Below are 21446 nucleotides of genomic sequence, written 5' to 3' on the forward strand. Positions count from 1 at the left end.
GGCTTCAGCCCGCGGGTTCGACGACGGCCATTTCGGTGAGGCCGCTGATCGTCAAGACCGGGATCAGGATCGGGTTGACGATCAAGCGGATGCCCCCGGTGTGGTTGAACAGCGCGTTGATCGCGCAGCTGTCCAGGTAAGCGATGTCGGTGAGGTCGACGGTGAGGCGCGCCCCGTCGGCATCCACATACGCCCATCCCTCGTCGAGCGCACCGGCGAACGAGTCGATGTTGCTGAGGTCGACCTCTCCTGCGGCCGTCAGCACGAACGTGCCGTCATCGCGCCGGTCGGTGGTGATGCTCAGCGGCGTCGCCATCAGGCGATCCTGGCGTGCATGTGAACTGTGGTCCCGGAGTCTCGCGGCAGAATGGTGACATCTTGCATCAGCGCGCGCATGAGCGCGATACCCCGGCCGCGGTGGGTGGCCGCCACCGGCGTTTTCCAGCTCCCGCCATCGCTGACGGTGACGTGCAGCCGATCGGCATAGGCCCTGGCGCGCAGCCTGATGGTGCCCTCCACGAGACGGTGCCCATGCTCGATCGCATTGGAGAGCGCCTCACCGGTGGCGATGAGCACCTTGAGCGATTGATCCGCATCCACCCCCGCTAGGGTCAACCAGCCTTTGAGAGCGGCCCGGGTCGACGCGAGATGACTCGGGTCGGCGGGCAGTTCGAGCTCCAGCGGACCCGGTTGGCGGTACAGCAGAACAGCAACGTCGTCCTGGTAGCCGTCGCCCGGCGCCAGCCCCGACATCACGTGCACGGCAACGTCCTCGAGCCCGCTGTCGCGGTTCTCCTGCACGACGCCTGCGGCGCGAGTGATGCCGATGTCCAACGGCTCGCGCCGGCGCTCGACCAGGCCGTCGGTGTAGAGCAGCAAGGTGGCCCGAGGCGGCAAGATCTCCCGATGCTCCGGCCGGGGCCTGTTCTTGATGGACACGCCGAGAGGGGTGGCGCGGGCCCTGTCGAGGAGGCGCATGGTGCCGTCAGCCAGCACCATGATCGGGGGCGGGTGACCGGCGCTGGAGTACACCAGCTCTCCGCTGTCCGGTGTGAGCACCGCGCAGAAGGCGGTGGTGCATCGCGCGCCTGCCAACCGCTGGGCGAACTGGTCCACAGCGGTCAACGCTGCACTCGGGCTGGGGATGTCCAAAAGCAGTGCCCGGCAAGCGCTTCGGAGCTGACCCATGACCGTTGCAGCCGACAGCCCGTGGCCGACACAGTCGCCGACGATGAGCGCGATGCGGCCGTCGTCGAGGTCGACCACGTCATACCAGTCGCCACCCACCGCAAGCGGACGGGAGGCGGGCTGGTAGCGCACCGCAAAGCCACTGGGCAGTGTCGCTGGACCGAGGATCGCGTTCTGCAGCGCCAGCGCCGTCTCACGCTGCTGGTCGATCTGATGAAGCCGCTGTAGGCCCTGGCTGAGGCGCCCCGCCAAAACGGTGAGCAGCATGCCGTCTTCGGAGGTGAAGGGTCGCTTCTCGGCCAGCTCGATGTTAATCACCATGACCCCGCCGGGATGCTGCAACGCGATACCCGCGAAACCCGGCCGCGTGGCCTCGACTGCCAGCAGGTCACCCTCACTCAACGATCTGATCATCCGCTGCGTGGCCACGGGCAGATCGGCCCATTGCGACGGCTCACCGACGCAAACCATATGCGGCGCAACGGTTTCGGTGCCGCCGTGCGGCAATATGACGGCGATCACCCGGTGCGCCTGCCACAGCCTGTGCAGCTCCTGTGCTGCAGCGCGCACCGCGGCGTCGACGCTGTCGGCTTGCACGAGCCGCTGGCCGAGGGAGGCGAGCGCCGTTTCGCGTTGCACGGTGTAATGCTCGGCGGTCACATCGCGGAATGTGCCGACCGTGACACGGCGACCGGTGTCGGGGTCCTGGGTGTGGTTGAACGTGACCGCAGCCCAAATACGGTGGCCGTCATGGTGATTCATCGGGATCGTATACGTCCCGTGGTCGTCGTTCAGCAACGTCTCGAACGCCGATTCGATCTGCCGGCGCGCCTGCGGGTCGACATCGGCGGACGGCCACCACGGGAACGGCGGCTCGTATGGCAACCCGTCGGGACCGTACCCGATGATTTCGGCGAACGCGGCGTTGATCTCGACGATCGCGCCCTGCTCGTCACACGCGAAGAACGCTTCCTGCAGGGAATCGACAAGCGCTGCGCGCCAACGCGAGTGATGAGTGCGCAGCCGGGCCAGCTCAATGATCGCGCGCGCGCGGGCCAGCAGTTCTGCGGCGGCGAACGGCTTGACCAGGTAGTCGTCGGCGCCGGCTTCCAGCCCTTCGATCGACGCCTCCTGCCCGGCGCGCGCCGACAGCAGCAGCACCGGGACCGCCGCGGTACGGGCATCGGAGCGCAGCGCCGCAACCAACGCCAGCCCGTCCAGACGCGGCATCATCACGTCGCTGATGACCAGGTCGGGGATGTCGGCGCGGACGGCGTCCAACGCCTGCTGGCCATCGGTGGCCGAATCGACGCGGTACCCGGCCGCGCTCAACAGACGTCCGAGGTATTCACGCATATCGGCGTTGTCGTCGGCGATCAGCACCCGCGTCGTCGAATCGGCCGATGCAGCGGCGTTGACCGCGGCGTCGGGCAGCCGGTCCACCGCGACGTGCTGGTTGTCCGCCGCCGGGTCGGCGGGCATCCAGCGCAGCGCCTCCTGGACGAACGGTTCAGCGATGTCTGAAGGGGCGCGGCGGGCTCGCGTCGGGGCGACAGCGTCGGCAGGCAGATGCTCGGCCCCGAACCGCAGTCGAATAGTGAAAGTGGTTCCCTGCCCCTCGACGCTGTCGGCCGTGATGGTGCCGCCGTGCAGACGGACCAGCTCTTCCACTAGGGCCAGGCCGATTCCGCTGCCCTCGTGGGAACGCGCATACGACGACTCGATGCGATGGAACCTCTCGAAGAGCCGGGGCATCTCCTCGGCGGGCACACCGATCCCCGTGTCGGTGACGGTCACCACCGCTTCGTCGCGGTCGCGCCTTACCCGTATGGAGATGGCGCCCTCGAAGGTGAATTTCAGCGCGTTCGACAACAGGTTGAGGACGACCTTCTCCCACATGTCGCGGTCCACGTACACGGGTTCTTCCAGCGCGGGGCAGTCGACGTAGAACTCCAGCCCGGCGCGGTCCACAGCGGACCGGAAAACGCTGGCCAGGTCGGCGGTGACGGCAGCGAGGTCGACCGGCTCGTAGTGCGCCTGCGCACGCCCGGCCTCGATGCGGGAGAAGTCCAGCAGCGTGTTCACCAGCTTGGTCAGCCGCAACCCGTTTCGCCAGACGACGTCGAGGTTCTCGCGCGCCTCATCGTCCATGCCTGCGGTCCTGCCGCGAAGCTCGGCGACCGGGTCGAGGATCAAGGTCAACGGGGTGCGGAACTCGTGGCTGATGTTGGAGAAGAAAATGGTCTTGGCGCGGTCGAGCTCGGCCAGCTCCTCGGCTCGTCTCTGCTGAGCGCGAAAGCTCCTGGCGCTGCCGATCCCGGCGGCGATGTGGGCGGCGACCAGCGTCACCAAGCCGGTGTTTCTCTCGTTGATCGGCCGATACCGGTTCAGCGCGGCGACCAGGAAACCACTGGAGATACCGCCCTGCTCGATCAGCGGCACGACCAGTGCCTTGACGGGCGGTTCGGGCCACGCGCCGGTTGGGAGGTCGGTATATGGGGCGCCCGCAAGGTCCACGAGCACCGATTCACCCCGTGCGGCCCTCGCCACCGGCCACCCTGTCGAGTCGTCAGCGCGCAGGACAGCCGGTGCTGCGGGATGACCAGGGGCGATGCCGCTCATCCCCGCAAGCCGTGCGTCGCCGGCTTCGTCGAAGAGGTACGTCATCGTGAACGGCATGTCGCGCGGGTTCTTCGCGAGCTGACGGTGGGCGAACGCCAGGCTTTCTTCCTCGGTGCGCGCGACGCTGCGGTCGGAGCCGAGGTCGCGCAGCGTCGCCATCCGCCGCTCGCCGATCACCCTCTGCGTGTCCTCGCTGACGACGCACAGCATGCCGACGACGTGACCCTCGTCGTCGCGCAATGGGCTGTATGAGAACGTGTGGTAGGTCTCTTCGGGATAACCGGAGCGCTCGAGAAACAGGAGCAGACCCTCGTCCCAGGTGGCTTGCCCGGTGGAGAGCACCCGATCGATCCGCGGACCGATGTCATCCCAGATCTCCGACCAGACCTCGTTGGCCGGCCGACCGAGGGCCCACGGGTACTTGCGGCCAAGGGTGTCCCGGCGGTAGGCCGCGTTGCAGAAAAACGTGAGTTCCGGTCCCCATGCCATCCACATGGGGAAGCGGGACGACAGCAGGATGCTGACGGTGGTCTGCAGGCTCTGCGGCCAGCCCGACGGGGAACCGAGTGGCGTACCGCCCCAGTCGACCTGCACGAGATCGCGACCGACGTCGGGGTCGGCGCTGAAGACGGCGGCGTGCGAACCGGGTCCGCCGTCGCCGATCATGTTTTGTCGTCAGTTCGGTCGAGCGCCTCGTTCAAGGTCTGGTACGGCCGCAGAACCTTGTCGAGCTTGGTGACCTCGATCGGCATGAGCACCTCGGCGTTACTGGCGACCACGCGGACGGCGACTCCGTCGGCCATCCCCTTCTCGTAACAGCCCAGCACGGCGTTCAGTCCGGCGCTGCCGAAGTACCTCACGGCGCTCAGTTCGAGCACCAGCAGTCGGGCCGGATGTGCAGAGGCCGCGTCGAGCGCAGCCTCGAGATGAGAGATCAATGTGTCGACGGTGCCCGAATCGATCTCGCCGGTTGCCCAGACGACGACGGCCGCGTCGCGCATGTCCTGAGTGACTTCCAATAGCGCCACGCGTCCGTCACCTCCCGCCCTGTGAGGTTTCCAATTTAAGCCAAATGATGCGCTATGGCGGGGCCGAACCTGCAGGTTCTGGAGAAGAAACCGGCGACGCTAACGGTTGCGGGTAGTGCCGACGCGGGTGTGCGCGGTCAGTAGCAGATGGTCGAACTCCCGCTGCAAATTGTCCGGCTGGCAACGCAACGTTTCGAGCTCGGCCACGATCTGGGCGGCAAGCGCCCGCAGTTTGGTGTTCGTCTGCTGCGAGCGCCACAGCAGGATCTCGAACGCCGCGTCGGGGCTGATGCGGTAGACGACCATCAGCGCGCCCTTGGCTTGTTCGATCGCCGCGCGCGCCTCGAAGAGTTCTGGCAGCGATTCGTCGAGTGCCTGTCTGCGGGCGTGACGGAAGGTGTCGGTTAGGTCGACGTAGTAACCCTCACTACCCACCAAGGCGCCGTTGCTGTCCAGCATCCGATCGGCGAGGACCAGCACCGTGTGCTCGTGCCCGGAGGTGTCGATGAACCGGTGGCGGCTGGAGAAGGAGCCGCCGAAGTGAAGCAGATGGTCGAGGAGGTCCTGAACATGCTGGCGGTCGTCGGGGTGCTTGTGGGAGAGCAGCAGCTCGGTGGTCGGAACGACCGTGCCGGGTTCGTAGCCGTGCATCCGGGCGACTTCGTCGGACCATTCCCATCGTTGCCCCACGAACCAGAAACGGAAGCTGCCCACGTTGAGGTTGGGTCCGATGCCTGCGGGCACCTCGGGTTCCCGGCGGGCCGAATCCGGCTTGGTCATACGTAGGATTGTTGCATCAGTTCACTTGCCGCGAGCGCCCTTTGACGCGGTGCAGCAGATGCATGATGCCCACGAGCGCGGCACCGACGATCAGACCGATCACCGCCGATGCCGCGGTGTTGACCAGCCACGCGAGCACACCACCGACCGCCTCGACGGTGTGATGCACCTTCTCCTCCGTGTGGTGGATCAGCCCATACGGGGTGTGCCAGCCGAGCTCGTCGGACCCGACGAGCAGGATGTGTCCGCCGACCCACAACATCGCGATCGTTCCGATGGTCGAGAGGGCCGAGAGCAGCTTCGGCATCCCCCGGACGAGCCCGCGTCCGACCCGCTGCGCCAGCCGTGGCGAGCGTTGGGTGAGGCTCAGCCCGACGTCGTCCATCTTCACGATCGCGGCGACGACCCCGTACACCACCGCGGTGATGACCACGGCAACGATCGCGAGAATGATCAGCCGCGGCAAAAAAGCCTGGTCGGCGACCTCGTTGAGGGCGATCACCATGATCTCGGCCGACAACACGAAATCTGTCCGGACCGCTCCGGTGACCATGAACTTCTCGGCGTCGGCGCCCCTCTCGGCGACGGGCGCGGCGCCGTGCGGGCCGTAGCCGTGTTCGCCGCCTCGATTGAGAAGCGCCTCCACGACCTTCTCGGCGCCCTCATAGCAGAGGTAGGCCCCGCCCAGCATCAGGATGGGCGTCAACAGCCACGGGACGAACTGACTCAGCAGCAACGCCGCGGGCAGGATGAACAGCAACTTGTTGCGCAGCGACCCGACCGCGATCCGCTTGATGATCGGCAGCTCGCGGTCGGCTGCGATACCGCGGACGTATTGCGGGGTCACCGCGGTGTCGTCGATCACCACGCCCGCCGCTTTGGCCGTCGCGCGGCCCGTCGCGGTTCCGATGTCGTCGACCGAGGCCGCCGCCAGCTTCGCAATCGCCGCAACGTCGTCCAGGAGCCCGAACAGGCCGCCGCTCATCGCGTCTCCCTCATCGCGTTGGAGACTACCGCGACGGGCTCACCTGGCATGCGCGGCGAAAAACTGTGCGCTGGCCTCCGAAGCCCCGCCGAACCACTCATGGCCGCCGCCGTCCACCGCGACGAACACCACCTCGGTGCCGTCGGCGCAACCCGATGACGTGAAGCGGTGCGCCGCGGCGCCGACCGTGTCTTCGACGGGTGCGCCAGGGCAGCGATCGACGTCGCGCCACCGCGCGGCCATCGCCGGGGGCGCCACGATGTCGCTGGGGCCGCCGCGCCCGACCATTCCGCCGCCGCTGTAGGGCACCACCGGATCGACGACGCCATGCGTCTCGAGAACGGAGACCGGCCGCGACGGCGCACACGGAACCGCCGACCCCAACGAGCCCGCGACGGGCGCGATCGCGGCGACCACGTCGGCGCGCTCACAAGCCAGCCGGGTGGCCATGAAAGCGCCCGCCGACATACCCGTCGCGAAGACATGCCCTGGGGCGATGCCGTAGTCGTGTGTGAGCCGGTCGGCAAGCGCGGCGAGGAAGCCGACGTCGTCCACACCCTGACGGTCGGGCATCGAGGCGCCGCGTCCGTCGGCCCAGCTGAGGTCGATGCCGTCGGGGTATACCACGGCGAACCCGAACCGGTCGGCGACGGCGTTGTAGTTGGTCACAGCGGCCTGCACGCTTCCGGTCTGTCCGGCGCCGTGCAGGTTGATGACGAGACCGGCCGGATGGGCGACACCGGCCGGCACGTGCACCTCATAGCTGCGCTGCATCCCGGCGAACGACAGCATCCCTGCGGTGTTGATGGCAGGGGTCGCCGAGGCCTCACCACCGCTGTAGAAAACACAGCTCGCTGCCGCCAAAACCGCGGACGATACGCGCAGAAGGCCGGCCAGCACGGGCGTGAGTATCCGCACGCGGGGTGGCGTGGAGATGAACGGCGGGTGCCCAATGTCACACCGCGAGGTGGCGAACCGACGCATAAGTGTCCCCCGGCCGTGGCATAGACGAACGAGCCCTTATATGTCTACTCCCGGGAGAGAGATGTCGAGGTACCTCTACGTAATCGGCGGCTTCAGCTCCCGGCGGCGCCGGCTGGTGGTCGCCAGATAATGCGCGACGTCCTGGGCGACCCGAGAGGCCTGTAAGCGAAACGATTGCAGGGGCCCAATCAATGGTTCCTCGTAGCCGAGGAACCACAATCCCGGTGCGGCACACGGCGATCCGTTGACGAGTGGATGGCCGGTCGGGTCGAGCACACCGAGGTGGCCCACCAACGGCTCCAGGCCCTGACGGTACCCCGTCGCGGCGATGACGACATGCGGCTCATTGCCGTCCCGTCGCTCAGGACGACGCGGGCGCCGTCGAGAGCTGTTACGGCGTCCACGATCTCGATAGCCCCTGCTTCGACGCGACGAACCAACTCGTCGCCGATCGTCGGAACGTGGCCGTCGTCGAGCAGGGCCGTGTAGATGCCCTGTTCCGGCACAGGGAGTCCCGTTTCGCGGCGGTTGCCGAACCATGCCCGCTGCGCCAACGCGGCGGCGTTGTCGAGCATTGGCACCGGCAGTCGGCTGAAGACCGCAGCGAAGGCGTCGACGGGGACACCGACGACTGCGCGCGGAACGAGGTGCGGGGGTCGTCGGATCGCCATTCGGACGCTTCGGGCCACTCCGCCGCTCAATTGCACTGCAATATCGGTGGCCGAATTGCCAGAGCCCACCACGAGGACGTCCCGTTCGGCGAAAGGCCAAGGATTGCGGTAATCGGCCGAATGCAGAAGCTCGCCACGAAACGTCTCGATTCCGGGCCATGACGGCATCATCGGTGTGTGGTAGTTGCCGGTGGCGACGATCGCCGCCTCCGCGGTGATCGAGTCGCCGTCGGTGACGACCTGCCATCCCTCGCCGTGGCTGTTGAGTCGGCCGACGGTTACCCCGAGCCGCAGGCGCAGCTTCTGACGCCGCACGTAGTCGTCAAAGTAGTTGACCATGTCATCGCGCTTAGGCCAGCGTCCGTGACGACGGGGAATGCGTTGCCCCGGCAAGTGGGACCAGAAGCCGCACGTGTTCAACCGAAAGCCGTCGTATCGGTTGCGCCAGGCAGCCACCGGCGCGGTTGCCCGATCGACGATGAGTGCGTCGATGCCCTGCTCGTGTTTGAGCTGGCGCGCGAGAGCTAGGCCGCACGGCCCTGCGCCGACGATCACTACCCGTTCCGCAGCCCCCATTTACGGCAGGCGTCTCGTTGTCATCAGTCCTTGGGTGACGTCGCGCCACAGCTGTTCGAGCATCGATCGGCGACGCAGTGGCGCGCTGTCTCCGTGCGCCTGCTGCCCCACACCCTCGATGACATCAGCGAGTGCCGCAACAGAGGACCGTTGCGGATTCCAGCCCAGCTCGTTCTTCGCGCGCGTGCAGTCAAGCAGGGGCACGCTGAATGCCATGTCCAACCAGCCGCGGTCGATGGGCTGCAACCGGGCTCGCCAGCTCACATCGACGAGCATGCCCAACACGCCGGCCGGAACATGAATCGACTTCGCCTTCAGGATGCCGGCGACATCGTCGCGGCCTACTGGCGGTTCTGCGGCCAGATTGAACGGTCCCACCGCCCGCCGCTCGATCGCGGAAGCGAACGCGTCGGCGACGTCATCGGCATGGATCAGGGGGATGCACAAGCGGCGATCCAATGGCAGCAGAGGCAATATCGGCACCGCGAGCATCGGTACGTATCCAGGCAGCGCGTAGCGCATTAAGCCGCTGGCCGCGGCGCGCTGCACGATGAAGCCGGGGCGCATTCGGGCGATGGGTATGCCCGCGTCGCCGTGTTCGCGTTCGTAGTCGTCCAGCAACGCCTCGGCCGCCGCTTTGTTTCGGCTGTACGGCGAAGAAGGGATGCCTGCCGTCGACCACGACTCGTCGACGCGTTCGCCGTACCTGCCCGCCGCATAGGCGCCTACTGACGACATGTGCAGCAGCTGCCCTACCGATGCGGCGTGGGCGGCCTTCACTACAGCCGATGTACCGCCGACGCCCTGGCGAGCGAGATACTCGGTGTTGCGAGTGGGTTGGAACCCCCAAGCCAGGTGCACGACGGCATCGACGCCGTCGAAGATTTCTTCCAACGAGTTCTCTGCGCCGAGTTCGGCCAGGTCGAGCTGGTGCCATTTGACGCGGGCGTAGACACCGGTGGCTCGCGGCGGCCGCCGTACGACACCGATCAATTCGTGACCGGAGCCGGGTTCGGTCAACCGGCGCAGCAGCGCTGTGCCGACGTTGCCGGAGGCTCCCGTGACGGCGATGCGCATCAGACAGCCGTGGCCGATCGGCTCTCGGCACGGCGAGCTTTCACCTCGTCGAGGAAGTTGGACACCTCGACGGCGCAGCGCCGGGCGTGTGACGTGTCGACAAGGTCGAATGCGTGCCCCGCTCGCGGAATTTCGCAGTAGACAACACCATTGCGCGATGTGGACTCCAATGCCGCACGGAACTGGCGCGCTTCGTGCACCGGAATGATGGCGTCATGGGTACCGTGGATGAGGAAGAACGGCGGTGCGTCCGCATGGATACGCGCAAGCGGAGAAGCTGCCGAGTAGACGTCAGGATGACGGGACTGTTTGCGCCCCACGACAACTCGCTCGAGGAAGCCCTGGAAGTTCCTGCGTGTCGGAGTCGAGCGGTCCTCCCAGTCGTATCGACCGTAGATGCTGACGACCGCATCGACTGACGTGTCCGCGTCATCGGCGAGTTCGCCGCGGAACCGCTCATCGCCCGGTGTCAGACCAGCGAGCGAAGCCAAATGGCCACCCGCCGAACACCCCGCGACCGCGACGAAGCGCGGGTCCCCGCCGTATTGTGCGATGTTTGCGCGTGCCCAGGCGATCGCAGCATTCACGTCGGCGATATGACGCGGCCACCGGTGGACCGGCGACACCCGGTAGTCGATCGTCAAGCACACCCACCCTTGCTTCACGAGGTGCGACAGCAAGGTGTGGCCCTGCAACACACGGGTGCCTTGCACCCATGCCCCGCCAGGCACAAATAACAGCACCGGCGCGTTCGGCGGGAGGTCAGGTCGACGCCAGACGTCGAGCAGCTGAGCCCGATGGCTTCCGTATTGGATGGCGCTGCGGTACAGACAGCGTCGCCGCTGGGCACCCGCACGCACAAACGGCGGGATTCGGCGTGCTGTTGCAGACACCGGGCCGGGCTCTACCAGCGGTTCGACCGAGTCAGCCGCGGCAGTGACATCAGCCGAACCGGAGCGGCGGCTGATGGCTGCACGCACGGCCGCGGGCGCGTAGTGCCGACCGTACAAGGCCATCGCGGCGAGGCCGGCAAAGGGCTCCAGGTGCCTGCCAACGACGGGCAGCGACGCGTACAGCCTGGTGGAGGCCAACAGCAACTGCTGCGGATGAATCGGCATCGGTCTTCCTTATGAGATGGGATTACCGCGCCGACTGGCTGCAGCGCCTGGGTGGAGATACCCGCAGTCGGCGAAGGGAAACCAGTCGGCGACCGATAATCTCTTTGCTCTGGTCAGCCCCGGGTGTCACTCGCCGTTGTGAGCGCGCTTAACGCTCAGCCTGCCGGGCCGTGGAAAATGTTGCGGCGGTTAACATTCGGCGCCGACGCTCGTCACGACGACGCGGGGGCGCGGCTCGGACCGCCGCGGTCCGGTCCTCAAGCGGGGCGGCTGCCGATCTCCAGTCCGGCCAGTGGTGACGTGCCCTCGAAGATGACGCGGCCCCACTCGCGGACCGTACAACGCAGTGTCCCGTCCAGATATTCGTAATCGCTGTCGATGTTGCGGCGCTCGGCAGGCAGGGGCACGGGAAGCACGTGCGGGCCGGCATCGGTGCCGCGCCCGTCCAACACGACGTGAAACCGCGCGGTACGGGCATCAACCCGCCACCGAAGGCCGTCGCACGAACTCGACACCCAGGCCGGCGGCGTGAGTCGAAGCACCCGATCGCCGAGCCGCACAACGACTCCGGAGACGTCACGCTTGAAGGGCCCCAACTCCAGGAGGCCACCGGAGAAGGCCACGCAGACGTCGCCGTCGTCGAAGTCGTGCGCTTGACCCCACCACCACCGCTCAGGGAAGCCGGCACCCCAGTTCCGTTCGCAGTACAGCGTGGCGTCGGTGAACGTCTCATGAACGTCCCCACAGGTGACGACGCCGGATGCGCGGCCGCCCAACCGGTAGGGATGCCAGTACTGGTTCAGAAACGGCACCGACGAGGCGAATCCGCCGCCGCCGAATGCCAAGGGCCACCTGAACTCATCCTCGAAGGTCAGGTCGACTTCGCAGTCCCCCACCGCCATTCGGAGCCGGTCTTCGCTCGCGTCGATGAAGTCGGCTCCCGCATTTGCGATCACCGAGAACTGTTCGCGGTCCGTACTGACGTCGTCGATGGCAGCGGAGCGCACTATGCCACCGGGGTGGACGGCTATGGCGGCCGTCGCCCAGTCACCATCGCGGTGCCGGTTCGCGCTGCACAATGCGACGACGACCCGTGCGTCGACCGGATCGGAGAGCCGCCAGAACCAGCCCTCCATTTCGGTGCCGTGTGAGGGCACAGGATCTCCGAACGGCACATCGGCGCCGCTGCGCCGGTAGATCGATACCAACGATTCGATGAAGCCCACTGCGTCACACTGTCACGGCGGCCGACCCCGAGACCACCGTCACCGCCACTTGTTGGGATCGGTAGCGGACCGCGCCGGATGTACTTGCGCCATGACGACGCCAACGGGGCGACGTATGACGACAAGGAAACCAGCAATGAGCATCATCCCGTCCCGCATCCAGGACCAGGTCAGCCGGGTCGACCGCACCCGCAGCCTGGTGATCGGAATTTCCGCCGGCCTCACCGCACTGTGGTCGCTGTACCGGGTCTTCTGGCTGATCTACGCGGCCACTGTGCTGTCCAGCGTCGGCGGCTCAGGCATCTCGCTGGTGTTCCCGCTGGTGCTGTGGGGTGCTGTTGCGGTCGCCGCCGGCACGGTGTCGGCCGTCTTCCTGCTGCGCTACTCCAAGCAACCCTGAGCCCTCCGCCCACCGGAAAGCCCCGTTAGCTGCGGGGCTTTCTTTGTCGGAACTCAGCAGCGCAATTTGTCGGCGGCGACGCGTGGCGGATCGTGCGGGGTCGCGCCATCCCGGTTCAAGTGGTCCAACGCGTCGTCGACAGACTCTGAAGCGGGCAGATGACGCCCCATATCGACCACGTCGATCAACCGACGAAGCATCCCGCACGGCACCAGGACCCATGCCCGGCCCGACGTACGGCATCTGGCGTCAAAGTCAATCAGCACTCGAAGTCCTTGAATGCCAACAAATTCCAGACCGCTGACGTCAACGACGATGCGGTCGCTACCGGCAACGAAATCCTGCAGAACAGTGGTTACGAAGTCGGCGTTGGATGCGTCGACGTCGCCGGTGACCGCGACGATGGTACTTGCCCCTCGCGATTCGACCGCGATGGCAGCGCTTCGCCGGTCGATGTACGCAGTGAACTGCGCCTGACCTCGGACGTTGTCAATGACGGTCATGTCTACCTTCGGTAGTGTGCACACCGGAGACGTGCAGCATCGAGCTGCACATTCCGATGTGGGTGGCCTGCTTTGGTTACGTACAGGCTGTGAACTCAACCGCTGCCCCAAGGCTACCTCAGCTTTGCATTCGACACCGGTCGAGCGCAACAACAGCTCTCTGATACCTAACGCGGTGCGAACAGTGGCACAAAGACATCCTCGCCGTTGAGCTCGTGCCGTTCGAAACGAACCTCGACGGGTAGGCCGACATATACCGAATCCGGTTCGCAGTCGACGATATTCGTCGCTATTCGCAGGTCGTCTTGTTCGTCGAGCGTGACGATGACGATCACGTAGGGCACCGGCACAGCCGGGTTGAACGGCTGATGGTTCACCGTGTAGGTGAAAACAGTCCCCTTCCCCGATACAGGGCGGGCGTCCAGCTCGTCATCACAGACGGGACAATCCTTCTGCGGAGGAACCATCCACTTCCCACACCGTGAGCACCACGGGATGTGCAGCCTGCCGTCGCGTCCCCCGGTCCAGAACGCCCGGTTGTGTTCGTTGAGCGCAGGCAGCATCCGGGCGGGTGCGGCATCGGGCGCCATACCGAGCAAAGTACAGTCCGATCGACTGTCATTGCAAAAATAGACATTCGGGAGGGCGATGGGCCACTTCGAGAAGGACGCGATCATCAGCGGCCTCGGCATCTCCCGAATCGGACGCCGCACCGGCATCCCGGGCATCGAGTTGACAATGGAGGCTGTTCGCGCCGCGATCAACGATGCCGGCCTGGGGCCAGACGACATCGACGGAATTGCGACGTTTGGCGACACGCCACCCGCCGAAGTGCTTACCGCGCTGGGCATTCAAGCAGCCGACCGCACCACGGGTTTCGACACCGGCGGTGTTTTCATCCCCGTCATGTCGGCGCTGCGCGCCGTGGCGGAGCGGCAATCACGCCACGTACTGGTCTACCGCACCGTCGCGATGCTGGGCGGGGCGATGAACCAGGAGGCGTCGCCGCTGCTCAGTCCGCTGGCCTCGCCACCCGTCGAACCACGCGCCGCAGGGACACGCCGCAAGATCAAGCCGTTCGAGGACATCGACGAACTGATTGCTGCGCACTCCTACTCGGCCGCCAACTGGCTGGCCATGCACTGCAGGCGGCACATGGCGCTCTACGGAACGACCAAGGAGCAATTGGGCTGGCTGGCCATCAACAGCAGGCGCAACGCCGCGCTGAATCCTCAAGCGGCATATCGTGATCCGATGACAATGGACGACTACCTGGCGGCGCGTCCGGTGTCGACGCCGTTCGGGCTTTTCGACTGCGACGTTCCGATCGACGGTTCCGTCGCGCTGGTCGTTTCGCACGCGGACTATGCGGCCGACTGCCCGAACCGCGCGGTCGCGGTGGAGGCGATCGGCGGGGCATACGGCTCGGGCGGATGGTTCCACCGCGACGACTTCCCGAAGATGGCCTCGGCGGAAGCGGCTGCCGAGATGTGGTCACGCACCGACCTGAGCCCGTCAGATGTGGACGTGGCCGAGTTGTACGACGGGTTCACGTTCCTGACGTTCGGCTGGCTGGAGGCGCTGGGTTTCTGCGGCGATGGTGAAGCAGGGCCATTTGTCGAGGGCGCCACGAGAATCGCACTCGACGGGGAGCTGCCGTTGAACACCTACGGGGGCCAGCTGTCTGCGGGCCGGATGCACGGCTACTGGCTGCTGCACGAGGCGTGCCTGCAGCTGCGGGGACAGGCCGGTGCCCGACAGCTGGCGCGGCGGCCCGAGGTCGCCGTTGCGGCGGCTGGAGGCGGACCGATCGCCGGCGCGATGGTGCTGACCAGCTGAACTCTTGACGGTGACGTAGCTCACAGTAGTATGACCAGTGGTCATCGACCCTGGGAGGCCGCGATGCCGACAGTGACATGGGCCCGCCTCAATCCGAGCAGGCGCGCCGCGGTCATAGCAGCCGCCGAGGCGGAGTTCAGTGCCCACGGGTTCTCGCGGGGCAGCCTGAATGTCATCGCGCGGCGCGCCGGGGTGGCCAAGGGCAGCCTGTTCCAGTACTTCGCGGACAAGCGCGACCTGTTCTCCTACGTCGCCGACGTGGGCAGTCAGCGGGTGCGCTCGTACATGGAGGACCGCATCCGAGAACTCGATCCGAGTCGACCGTTCTTCGAATTCCTGACCGATCTGCTCGATGCGTGGGTGGCCTATTACGCCGACCATCCCGATGACCGTGCACTGCACGCCGCGGCGAGCCTCGAAGTCGACACCGATGCCCGCGTCAGCGTGCGCACGGTCATCCACCGCCACTACTTGGAAGTCCTGCGGCCGCTTGTCCGCGATGCCCACGCGCGAGGCGATCTGCGCAAGGATTCCGACACCGACGCGCTGCTGTCGCTGCTGCTGATGATCTTCCCTCACATGGCGTTGGCGCCGTACGTACGCGGTATGGACCCCATCCTCGGACTCGACGACCCGACGCCGGAGCAGCCGGCGCTCGCGGTGCGCCGACTCGTCGCCGTGCTCGCCGACGCCTTTTCCCCCAGCCCCGCCCTATTGATCAAGGAGGTCACATCATGACACTGACACGCACACGTTCGGCATCACTTGCCGAGGGCGGCCTCAATTGGGATAGTTTGCCGCTCAAGCTATTTGCTGGCGGAAACGCCAAGTTCTGGGATCCCGCCGATATCGACTTCTCGCGCGACCGGGCCGACTGGGAAGCGCTCACGGACCTCGAGCGGGAATGGGCCACGCGGCTGTGCGCGCAGTTCATCGCCGGCGAAGAGGCCGTCACGCAGGATATCCAGCCGTTCATGGCGGCGATGCGCGCCGAGGGACGGCTTGGCGATGAGATGTACCTGACGCAGTTCGCATTCGAGGAGGCCAAGCACACGCAGGTGTTCCGGCTGTGGCTCGATGCCGTCGGCATGACCGACGATCTGCAGGTCTTCCTCGAAGACCTGCCCACCTACCGGACGATCTTCTACGAGGAGCTTCCGGAATCCCTCGACAGGTTGGCCACCGACCCGTCACCGGCCGCTCAGGTGCGCGCATCAGCCACCTACAACCATGTCATCGAGGGGATGATGGCCTTGACGGGATACTATGCGTGGCACCGGATTTGCGTGGACAACAACATTCTGCCGGGGATGCAGGAGCTGGTGCGGCGCATCAGTGACGACGAGCGGCGGCACATGGCCTGGGGCACCTTCACCTGCCGACGGCACGTCGCCGCCGACGACTCCAACTGGGCGGTGTTCGAGGAGCGGATGAACCAGCTGATTCCGATGGCGCTACAGAACACCGACGACGCGTACGACCTCTACGACGAGATCCCGTTTGGCCTCGAAAAGGAAGAGATGCAGCAGTACGCCACCGACAAGGGCATGCGTCGGTTCGGCACCATAAGCAGTGCGCGGGGACGCCCGCTGAAAGAGATCGACATCGACTACTCACCACTGCAGCTGGAAGACACGTTCGCCGACGAGGACGCCAAGGCCCTGGCGGCCTCTGCTTAGACCGGCGCGTCGGCGTGTGACTCGTCGCGTGATTCGCGGCGCGTCGCCGCGCGCGCGAGCAGATACAGCACGGCGCCGACCGCCAGCAGTGCGGCGGCGAACAGCCAGACGCTGGCGGTCTGCTGGGTCAACAGCAACAGACACGACGCGACCCCCAGCACCGGCACCGCGCTCCAGACCCGGAAGTGCGAGTGGCTGACAGTGTCACGGCGCAGCACCAGCACCGCCACGTTCGTCGAGATGAACACAAACAGCAACAGCAGCACCACCGTCTCCGCCAGCGTCGACAGGTCGCCCGCGAGCGTGAGCAGCATCGCCACCGTCGTGGTTGCCACGATCGCCACCCACGGTGTGCGGCGCTGCGGCAGTACATTCGCTAAAACAGTTGGCAGCAAGCCGTTTTCGGCCATGCCGTAGGTGAGCCTGCTCGCCATGATCATGGTGAGCAGTGCGCCGTTGGCCACCGCCACCAGCGCGATGACGCTGAACAACCAGTCCGGCACGCCGACACCCGATGCGGACACAACGGACAACAGTGGCCCCGACGATTCCGACAGCTCGGCGGGCTGCAGTGCCGTGGCGCTGGCGATGCCGACCAGCGTGTAGAGCACGCCTGCGGTGATCAATGCGCCGAAAAGTGCTGTGGGATAGACCTTGCTCGGGTTCCGGATCTCCTCGGCCACGTTGGCTGACGTCTCGAAACCGACGAACGAGTAGTAGGCGACGATCGCACCGCCGAGGATCGCCAGCGCCGGGGTCGCGCCCTCGGGAAACTGCGTGATCCGGCTGATATCGCCGCGGCCACCCCCGACCATGACTGCCACCGCCACGATCACAATCAACAGGCCGCTGAGTTCGATGACAGTCATCACGACGTTGCTCTTGACCGATTCGCTGATGCCGCGCGCATTCAGACACGCCACCAGCGCCAGGAATCCAATCGCGGCGGGGATGGCCGGAATGTCGACGAAGGTGCCCAAATAGTCCCCCGCGAACGCCAGCGCGAGGCCAGCCGCGCTCGTCACGCCCGCGGCCAGCATGCAGAACCCGACGAGGAACGACAGCACCGGGCGCCGATACGCCCGTTCGGCGAAGACGGCGGCACCACCTGCCCGTGGGTACTTGGTGACCAGCTCGGCGTAGGACCCCGCGGTCAAGAGCGCCAGCAACAGAGCGGTGAGCAGCGGCGCCCAGAGCACCCCACCGACGTCCTCGGACAGCACACCCATCAGCGCATAAATGCCGGCGCCGAGGACGTCGCCGAGGATGAACAGAAACAGCAGCGGCCCGGTGATGTTGCGTTTGAGCTTGCTGTCCTGCGGTGCTGTCATGCACCCCTGTTACCCAGAGGTGGACGCGGCCATGCCTTCGTCATCCCAGCTACTGCCGTTGCACCTGCTCGAGCGCAAGACCGGTGCTGCGAGGACCGAGCAGCCCGACGTCCAGGCACAGCAGCACGATGAGCGCGGCTGAGCCGGAGAACACCGCCACCGGTCCGAGTGCCGCCAGCGCGGGCACGGCCACGAACGGCATCACCGTCGAGGTCGCACGCGACAGCGAGTAGCACATGCCGCTTGCCGTGCTACGGATGGCGGTCGGGAAGATTTCGGCCTGATAAATGTGGAAGCCGTTGGAGAAGACGTTCGACACGGCCGTCAGCAAGAAGCCGGCGATGACGATCACCGCGACGTTGGTCGAAGCCGCGAATACGATGCCGCACAAACCGATTCCGATTGCCGAAGCAATGACCAGATGCTTGCGCTCAAAGCACTCGACCAGAGGGATCGAGATCAGCGAGCCCAGCGGGTAGCCGGCGAACGCCAGCGCCGCATAGCCAAGCGATTCGGTCACCTCGAATCCCTTGCTCACCAACACCAACGGCGCCAGGGTGCCGAAGCCGTAGTAGGCAACCGTCTGCAGCACCTGGAAGATGATCAGCATCACCGTCCGCTTGCGGTAGTCGCGAAACGCGATCGTCAGCACCTCCCGGACAGTCGGCGCCTCGTCGCCCGGTGGCGAAGCCGCTGCAGCGCTTGCGTATACGATATCCGGCTCATTCGGCGCGGCCTTGGCAGCCACGTAGGCGACGACTTCGCGCGCCTCGGCGTCACGGCCGCGGCTTTCCAGCCACCGCGGTGACTCCGGTAGCAGTGTGCGAACGGCCATGACGAAGACCGCGCCGAGCCCGCCGAACAACAGCAGCCAACGCCATCCGGCGATGCCGAACATCTCGTTGCGAGCGACGAGTTTGCCGCCAAGCAGGGCGGCCAGCGGAACTCCGAGGAAGCCGATCGTGTAGGCCCACGCCGTCATTCGGCCGCGATGCTCGGCGGGAATTAACTCGGCCAGATACGTATCGACCAAAACAAGCTCTGCGCCCAAGCCGATTCCGGCGATGACTCGCAGCACAAGGAACGTCTCGATGTTGGGCGAGAAGGCAGCGGCGAACGAGAACACCGAGTAGACAACGAGATTGAGGATGAAGACCCAGCGTCGGCCGAGCCGGTCCGCAGCGACGGAAAGCACGTTGGCGCCGATGAACATGCCCGCGAATCCGGCCGCGATCACCAACGACTTGCCGAGCGTGCCCAGTCCCCATTCCTTGGCGAGAACGGGTGCCAGCACGCCGCCGAGGAAAACCTCGTAGAGGTCGAAGAAGGTGCCGATTCCGACCAGCACCACCAGACGCACATGCCAACGGCTGACCGGAAGCCGCTCCAGCACCGACGACACCTCGGTCACCGCCCTCGGCGCGATCATGCGTGCTGTGCGAGCCACTCGTCGGTGAAGCGCAGCATGGCCCCGGTCTCGTCAACCATCTTGCGGCCCATCAACGTCTCGATCTGGCCGCCGACGAACGGCACCCGGACGCGCACGGTAGCGGTGCAATCCAACCGCGGCCCGTTGTGGGCGGGCGCCATCCGCACGGTGGCAAGCCCCGATCCCGGCATCCCGTGGGCCATGATGCTCACTTCTCCGCACGCCACGTCCCCGCACAGATCCCACGTCTCGCTCTGCGCGAGTTCCAGCTCCATGGGATAGAGCTTGGCCAGTACTCCGGGCAGCAAGCTGGCGCGCAAGTCGCGGACGGTCACTACCCGCACCGATCCGGCGGACTGAACGTCGATGGAGTCCAGCCGGCCGGCGCCGCCAAAGGCTGCCAGTCGCGCGAGCCAGTACTTCTCCGACGAGAACGCCGAGAGGATCTGTGCGGTGCTGACCGACGATCCGACAGAAAAGTCGAATGACCGAGGCATAGCCGCAGACTGTAGGGAAACACCCGATTCCTCGGCGCCGTTTTCGCCCTAATGTGCTCTGCGGAGTCCCAACGGTCCGCGACTCTTGCAGTTCAGCAGAGAGCTGTAGTCGGCCCGCCACCTACACCGTGGCGGGCCGGCCCGCATCTGCGCGATTTACCCTTGTGCGGTGAGCGGCCAAACGATTCCCGGCGGAGTGGTGCACAAGCTTCCTGCAGACCTGCGGAAGGCGCTGATCGGCAACACAACAGCACTCGCTGCGTGGAAGGACATCACTCCGCTGGCGCGCAACGAATTCATCTGCTGGGTCGAGGACGCCAAGCAGGACAAGACGCGGGAACGGCGCATCCGCCGCACCCAGGAGGAACTCGAAGAAGGCAAGCGCCGGCCGTGCTGCTGGCCCGGATGCAAGCACCGCGAGCGCACAGGCAGATAAACCGCCCGCGGCGGTGCGGACCGAAAACTACGCTGCTCGGGTGGCCAGTCCGACGACCCAGCTACCGCCGATGATCACCGTCTGTTGCGGTGTCGTCCGACGCACATTCCCTGCGGGCCGCGACATCGTAGTGGGCCGCGACGTCCGCGCAGACCTACGCATTCCGCACCCGGCGATCTCGCGCGCACACACGATCCTGCGCCACGCCGACGGGCAGTGGACCGCGGTGGACAATGACAGCCGCAACGGGATGTTCGTCGGCCCGGAGAAGACGATGTCGGTGCCCCTGCACGACCGCACCACCATCCACCTCGGCAACCCCGAGGGCCCCCGGCTGACGGTCGAGCTTGGTCCTCCGGCCGACGAACGGCCGACGGTAGAGACGAAGCAGCCGGTGCGGACGCGAGGAGCGGAAGAATACCCAGCGCGCCGGCTCACGATCGGCCGCGCGGCCGACGCCGACATCGGCATCTCCGACATGCTCGCCTCGCGTCATCACGCCACCCTGGTCACCACCCAAGCGGGCGTGCAGATTCACGACGCACACAGCGTCAACGGGACGTTCGTATCTCCCGAATCTCATTCCCGCCGTTCAGGATCCGCTGTGGGAGCACCGCGGGGCGGTGTGGCTCCTCGACATGGCGATGCTGGCGTTGCTCGCGGTGGTGTTCGCCGGCTTCGTCCGGTGGCGACTGCGGCGAAGGGCCTAACGGTTCAGTCGTCGTCGCCGACGACCCGCAGCTCGGGCCGTCCCTGCGGCCGGGGGCGGTCATCGGGCGCCGGTCCGTCAGCCGGTCGACGGAGATCGCCGGCCACGTCCTGGTAATCCCACACCAAGTCTTTCGCTTCTCGCTGAACACGGCCGAGCGCCACCGACACTGCGCCGACGATCCTCCGCAGGTGCAGCACCGTGGCGTGAACCGCCTCATGGAAGGCATCGGTTCCTCGCGCCAGCGCGGCGTCCGCCTTACGGCCCCATTCGGCAAACATCGATCCTCCTAGTCGGATGTGGGTAACATTCTCCGCCACCCGAGGGCGTCTACCAATAGCGCACCTTCACGCGTAGTTGCCAATCCG

General features: G+C 66.2%; 22 protein-coding genes. 6 read left to right on the forward strand and 16 right to left on the reverse strand.

Features of this window, described 5'->3' with window-relative positions:
* Positions 1-4: 4 nt before the first annotated feature.
* The 10 genes from A5651_RS20855 to A5651_RS20900 all read right to left on the reverse strand — a co-directional run bounded on the left by A5651_RS20855 (position 5) and on the right by A5651_RS20900 (position 12255).
* On the reverse strand, positions 5-316 hold the full coding sequence (locus tag A5651_RS20855) for an STAS domain-containing protein (RefSeq protein WP_066985377.1): 312 nt from the start codon (positions 314-316) through the stop codon (positions 5-7).
* Positions 316-4476: a SpoIIE family protein phosphatase gene (locus A5651_RS20860; RefSeq protein ID WP_066985380.1), complete on the reverse strand. Its 4161-nt coding sequence runs from the start codon at positions 4474-4476 to the stop codon at positions 316-318. Before A5651_RS20860 ends, A5651_RS20855 begins: the two co-directional genes overlap by 1 nt.
* A complete protein-coding gene (locus A5651_RS20865) occupies positions 4473-4838 on the reverse strand; it encodes an STAS domain-containing protein (RefSeq protein ID WP_082943884.1) in 366 nt (121 codons plus the stop codon). Before A5651_RS20865 ends, A5651_RS20860 begins: the two co-directional genes overlap by 4 nt.
* A 99-nt stretch (positions 4839-4937) precedes the next feature.
* Complete coding sequence (locus A5651_RS20870) at positions 4938-5618, reverse strand: ANTAR domain-containing protein (RefSeq protein ID WP_082943885.1); 681 nt, start codon at positions 5616-5618, stop codon at positions 4938-4940.
* Between the two features lie 16 nt (positions 5619-5634).
* The gene (locus A5651_RS20875; RefSeq protein ID WP_066985386.1) at positions 5635-6603 is read right to left on the reverse strand and encodes a DUF808 domain-containing protein; all 969 of its coding nucleotides are present in this window, start codon (positions 6601-6603) and stop codon (positions 5635-5637) included.
* 39 nt (positions 6604-6642) lie between these two features.
* Positions 6643-7467, reverse strand: coding sequence for a PHB depolymerase family esterase (locus A5651_RS20880; protein ID WP_231988771.1), 825 nt, complete (start codon positions 7465-7467; stop codon positions 6643-6645).
* A 308-nt stretch (positions 7468-7775) separates the two neighbouring features.
* Positions 7776-8834, reverse strand: coding sequence for an NAD(P)/FAD-dependent oxidoreductase (locus A5651_RS20885; protein ID WP_231988772.1), 1059 nt, complete (start codon positions 8832-8834; stop codon positions 7776-7778).
* Positions 8835-9911: an NAD-dependent epimerase/dehydratase family protein gene (locus A5651_RS20890; protein ID WP_066985390.1), complete on the reverse strand. Its 1077-nt coding sequence runs from the start codon at positions 9909-9911 to the stop codon at positions 8835-8837.
* On the reverse strand, positions 9911-11029 hold the full coding sequence (locus A5651_RS20895) for an alpha/beta hydrolase (protein ID WP_066985393.1): 1119 nt from the start codon (positions 11027-11029) through the stop codon (positions 9911-9913). The genes A5651_RS20890 and A5651_RS20895 overlap by 1 nt, the downstream gene beginning before the upstream one ends.
* A gap of 257 nt (positions 11030-11286) precedes the next feature.
* Complete coding sequence (locus tag A5651_RS20900; RefSeq protein WP_066985396.1) at positions 11287-12255, reverse strand: tocopherol cyclase family protein; 969 nt, start codon at positions 12253-12255, stop codon at positions 11287-11289.
* Positions 12256-12391: 136 nt separating this feature from the next.
* Between A5651_RS20900 and A5651_RS20905 the strand changes: the two genes are divergently transcribed.
* Entirely contained in the window at positions 12392-12655 is a 264-nt protein-coding gene (locus A5651_RS20905; protein WP_066985399.1) for a hypothetical protein, read from the forward strand.
* Positions 12656-12708: 53 nt separating this feature from the next.
* Here the strand turns inward: A5651_RS20905 and A5651_RS20910 are convergent, their stop codons facing one another.
* Both A5651_RS20910 and A5651_RS20915 read right to left on the reverse strand, forming a co-directional pair.
* Positions 12709-13158: an STAS domain-containing protein gene (locus A5651_RS20910; protein ID WP_066985402.1), complete on the reverse strand. Its 450-nt coding sequence runs from the start codon at positions 13156-13158 to the stop codon at positions 12709-12711.
* Between the two features lie 167 nt (positions 13159-13325).
* A complete protein-coding gene (locus A5651_RS20915) occupies positions 13326-13748 on the reverse strand; it encodes a Zn-ribbon domain-containing OB-fold protein (protein WP_066985404.1) in 423 nt (140 codons plus the stop codon).
* Between the two features lie 58 nt (positions 13749-13806).
* Here A5651_RS20915 and A5651_RS20920 point away from each other — a divergent pair, with 58 nt between their 5' ends.
* From A5651_RS20920 to A5651_RS20930, 3 genes are all read left to right on the forward strand, one after another.
* On the forward strand, positions 13807-14997 hold the full coding sequence (locus tag A5651_RS20920; protein ID WP_066985407.1) for a thiolase family protein: 1191 nt from the start codon (positions 13807-13809) through the stop codon (positions 14995-14997).
* 63 nt (positions 14998-15060) lie between these two features.
* Positions 15061-15735, forward strand: coding sequence for a TetR/AcrR family transcriptional regulator (locus A5651_RS20925; RefSeq protein WP_066985411.1), 675 nt, complete (start codon positions 15061-15063; stop codon positions 15733-15735).
* Between the two features lie 2 nt (positions 15736-15737).
* The gene (locus tag A5651_RS20930) at positions 15738-16676 is read left to right on the forward strand and encodes a R2-like ligand-binding oxidase (protein ID WP_066985547.1); all 939 of its coding nucleotides are present in this window, start codon (positions 15738-15740) and stop codon (positions 16674-16676) included.
* On the opposite strand, the gene A5651_RS20935 is transcribed toward A5651_RS20930, so the two are convergent.
* From A5651_RS20935 to A5651_RS20945, 3 genes are read right to left on the reverse strand one after another with little or no spacing between them, the layout of a single operon-like run.
* Positions 16673-18007, reverse strand: coding sequence for an APC family permease (locus tag A5651_RS20935; RefSeq protein WP_066985414.1), 1335 nt, complete (start codon positions 18005-18007; stop codon positions 16673-16675). The two genes, A5651_RS20930 and A5651_RS20935, sit on opposite strands and share 4 nt — an antisense overlap.
* Positions 18008-18056: 49 nt before the next feature.
* On the reverse strand, positions 18057-19436 hold the full coding sequence (locus A5651_RS20940; protein ID WP_066985416.1) for an MFS transporter: 1380 nt from the start codon (positions 19434-19436) through the stop codon (positions 18057-18059).
* Positions 19433-19933, reverse strand: coding sequence for a DUF2505 domain-containing protein (locus A5651_RS20945; RefSeq protein ID WP_066985419.1), 501 nt, complete (start codon positions 19931-19933; stop codon positions 19433-19435). Before A5651_RS20945 ends, A5651_RS20940 begins: the two co-directional genes overlap by 4 nt.
* A 169-nt stretch (positions 19934-20102) precedes the next feature.
* Here A5651_RS20945 and A5651_RS20950 point away from each other — a divergent pair, with 169 nt between their 5' ends.
* Entirely contained in the window at positions 20103-20369 is a 267-nt protein-coding gene (locus A5651_RS20950; protein WP_066985423.1) for a YdeI/OmpD-associated family protein, read from the forward strand.
* Between the two features lie 70 nt (positions 20370-20439).
* Entirely contained in the window at positions 20440-21195 is a 756-nt protein-coding gene (locus tag A5651_RS26460) for an FHA domain-containing protein (protein WP_082943887.1), read from the forward strand.
* On the opposite strand, the gene A5651_RS25760 is transcribed toward A5651_RS26460, so the two are convergent.
* Complete coding sequence (locus A5651_RS25760) at positions 21084-21359, reverse strand: hypothetical protein (RefSeq protein WP_066985430.1); 276 nt, start codon at positions 21357-21359, stop codon at positions 21084-21086. The genes A5651_RS26460 and A5651_RS25760 overlap by 112 nt on opposite strands.
* Between the last annotated feature and the right edge of the window lie 87 nt (positions 21360-21446).

This window comes from Mycobacterium sp. 1274761.0, from assembly GCF_001668615.1.
GTDB lineage: Bacteria > Actinomycetota > Actinomycetes > Mycobacteriales > Mycobacteriaceae > Mycobacterium.

What these genes read in the sequence shown, in the direction of transcription:
- A5651_RS20855 (WP_066985377.1), bottom strand. Translation starts at nt 316, where the DNA reads ATGGCGACGCCGCTGAGCATCACCACCGACCGGCGCGATGACGGCACG.
- A5651_RS20860 (WP_066985380.1), bottom strand. Translation starts at nt 4,476, where the DNA reads ATGATCGGCGACGGCGGACCCGGTTCGCACGCCGCCGTCTTCAGCGCC.
- A5651_RS20870 (WP_082943885.1), bottom strand. Translation starts at nt 5,618, where the DNA reads ATGACCAAGCCGGATTCGGCCCGCCGGGAACCCGAGGTGCCCGCAGGC.
- A5651_RS20875 (WP_066985386.1), bottom strand. Translation starts at nt 6,603, where the DNA reads ATGAGCGGCGGCCTGTTCGGGCTCCTGGACGACGTTGCGGCGATTGCG.
- A5651_RS20885 (WP_231988772.1), bottom strand. Translation starts at nt 8,834, where the DNA reads ATGGGGGCTGCGGAACGGGTAGTGATCGTCGGCGCAGGGCCGTGCGGC.
- A5651_RS20890 (WP_066985390.1), bottom strand. Translation starts at nt 9,911, where the DNA reads ATGCGCATCGCCGTCACGGGAGCCTCCGGCAACGTCGGCACAGCGCTG.
- A5651_RS20895 (WP_066985393.1), bottom strand. Translation starts at nt 11,029, where the DNA reads ATGCCGATTCATCCGCAGCAGTTGCTGTTGGCCTCCACCAGGCTGTAC.
- A5651_RS20905 (WP_066985399.1), top strand. Translation starts at nt 12,392, where the DNA reads ATGAGCATCATCCCGTCCCGCATCCAGGACCAGGTCAGCCGGGTCGAC.
- A5651_RS20910 (WP_066985402.1), bottom strand. Translation starts at nt 13,158, where the DNA reads ATGACCGTCATTGACAACGTCCGAGGTCAGGCGCAGTTCACTGCGTAC.
- A5651_RS20915 (WP_066985404.1), bottom strand. Translation starts at nt 13,748, where the DNA reads ATGGCGCCCGATGCCGCACCCGCCCGGATGCTGCCTGCGCTCAACGAA.
- A5651_RS20920 (WP_066985407.1), top strand. Translation starts at nt 13,807, where the DNA reads ATGGGCCACTTCGAGAAGGACGCGATCATCAGCGGCCTCGGCATCTCC.
- A5651_RS20925 (WP_066985411.1), top strand. Translation starts at nt 15,061, where the DNA reads ATGCCGACAGTGACATGGGCCCGCCTCAATCCGAGCAGGCGCGCCGCG.
- A5651_RS20935 (WP_066985414.1), bottom strand. Translation starts at nt 18,007, where the DNA reads ATGACAGCACCGCAGGACAGCAAGCTCAAACGCAACATCACCGGGCCG.
- A5651_RS20940 (WP_066985416.1), bottom strand. Translation starts at nt 19,436, where the DNA reads ATGATCGCGCCGAGGGCGGTGACCGAGGTGTCGTCGGTGCTGGAGCGG.
- A5651_RS20945 (WP_066985419.1), bottom strand. Translation starts at nt 19,933, where the DNA reads ATGCCTCGGTCATTCGACTTTTCTGTCGGATCGTCGGTCAGCACCGCA.
- A5651_RS26460 (WP_082943887.1), top strand. Translation starts at nt 20,440, where the DNA reads ATGATCACCGTCTGTTGCGGTGTCGTCCGACGCACATTCCCTGCGGGC.
- A5651_RS25760 (WP_066985430.1), bottom strand. Translation starts at nt 21,359, where the DNA reads ATGTTTGCCGAATGGGGCCGTAAGGCGGACGCCGCGCTGGCGCGAGGA.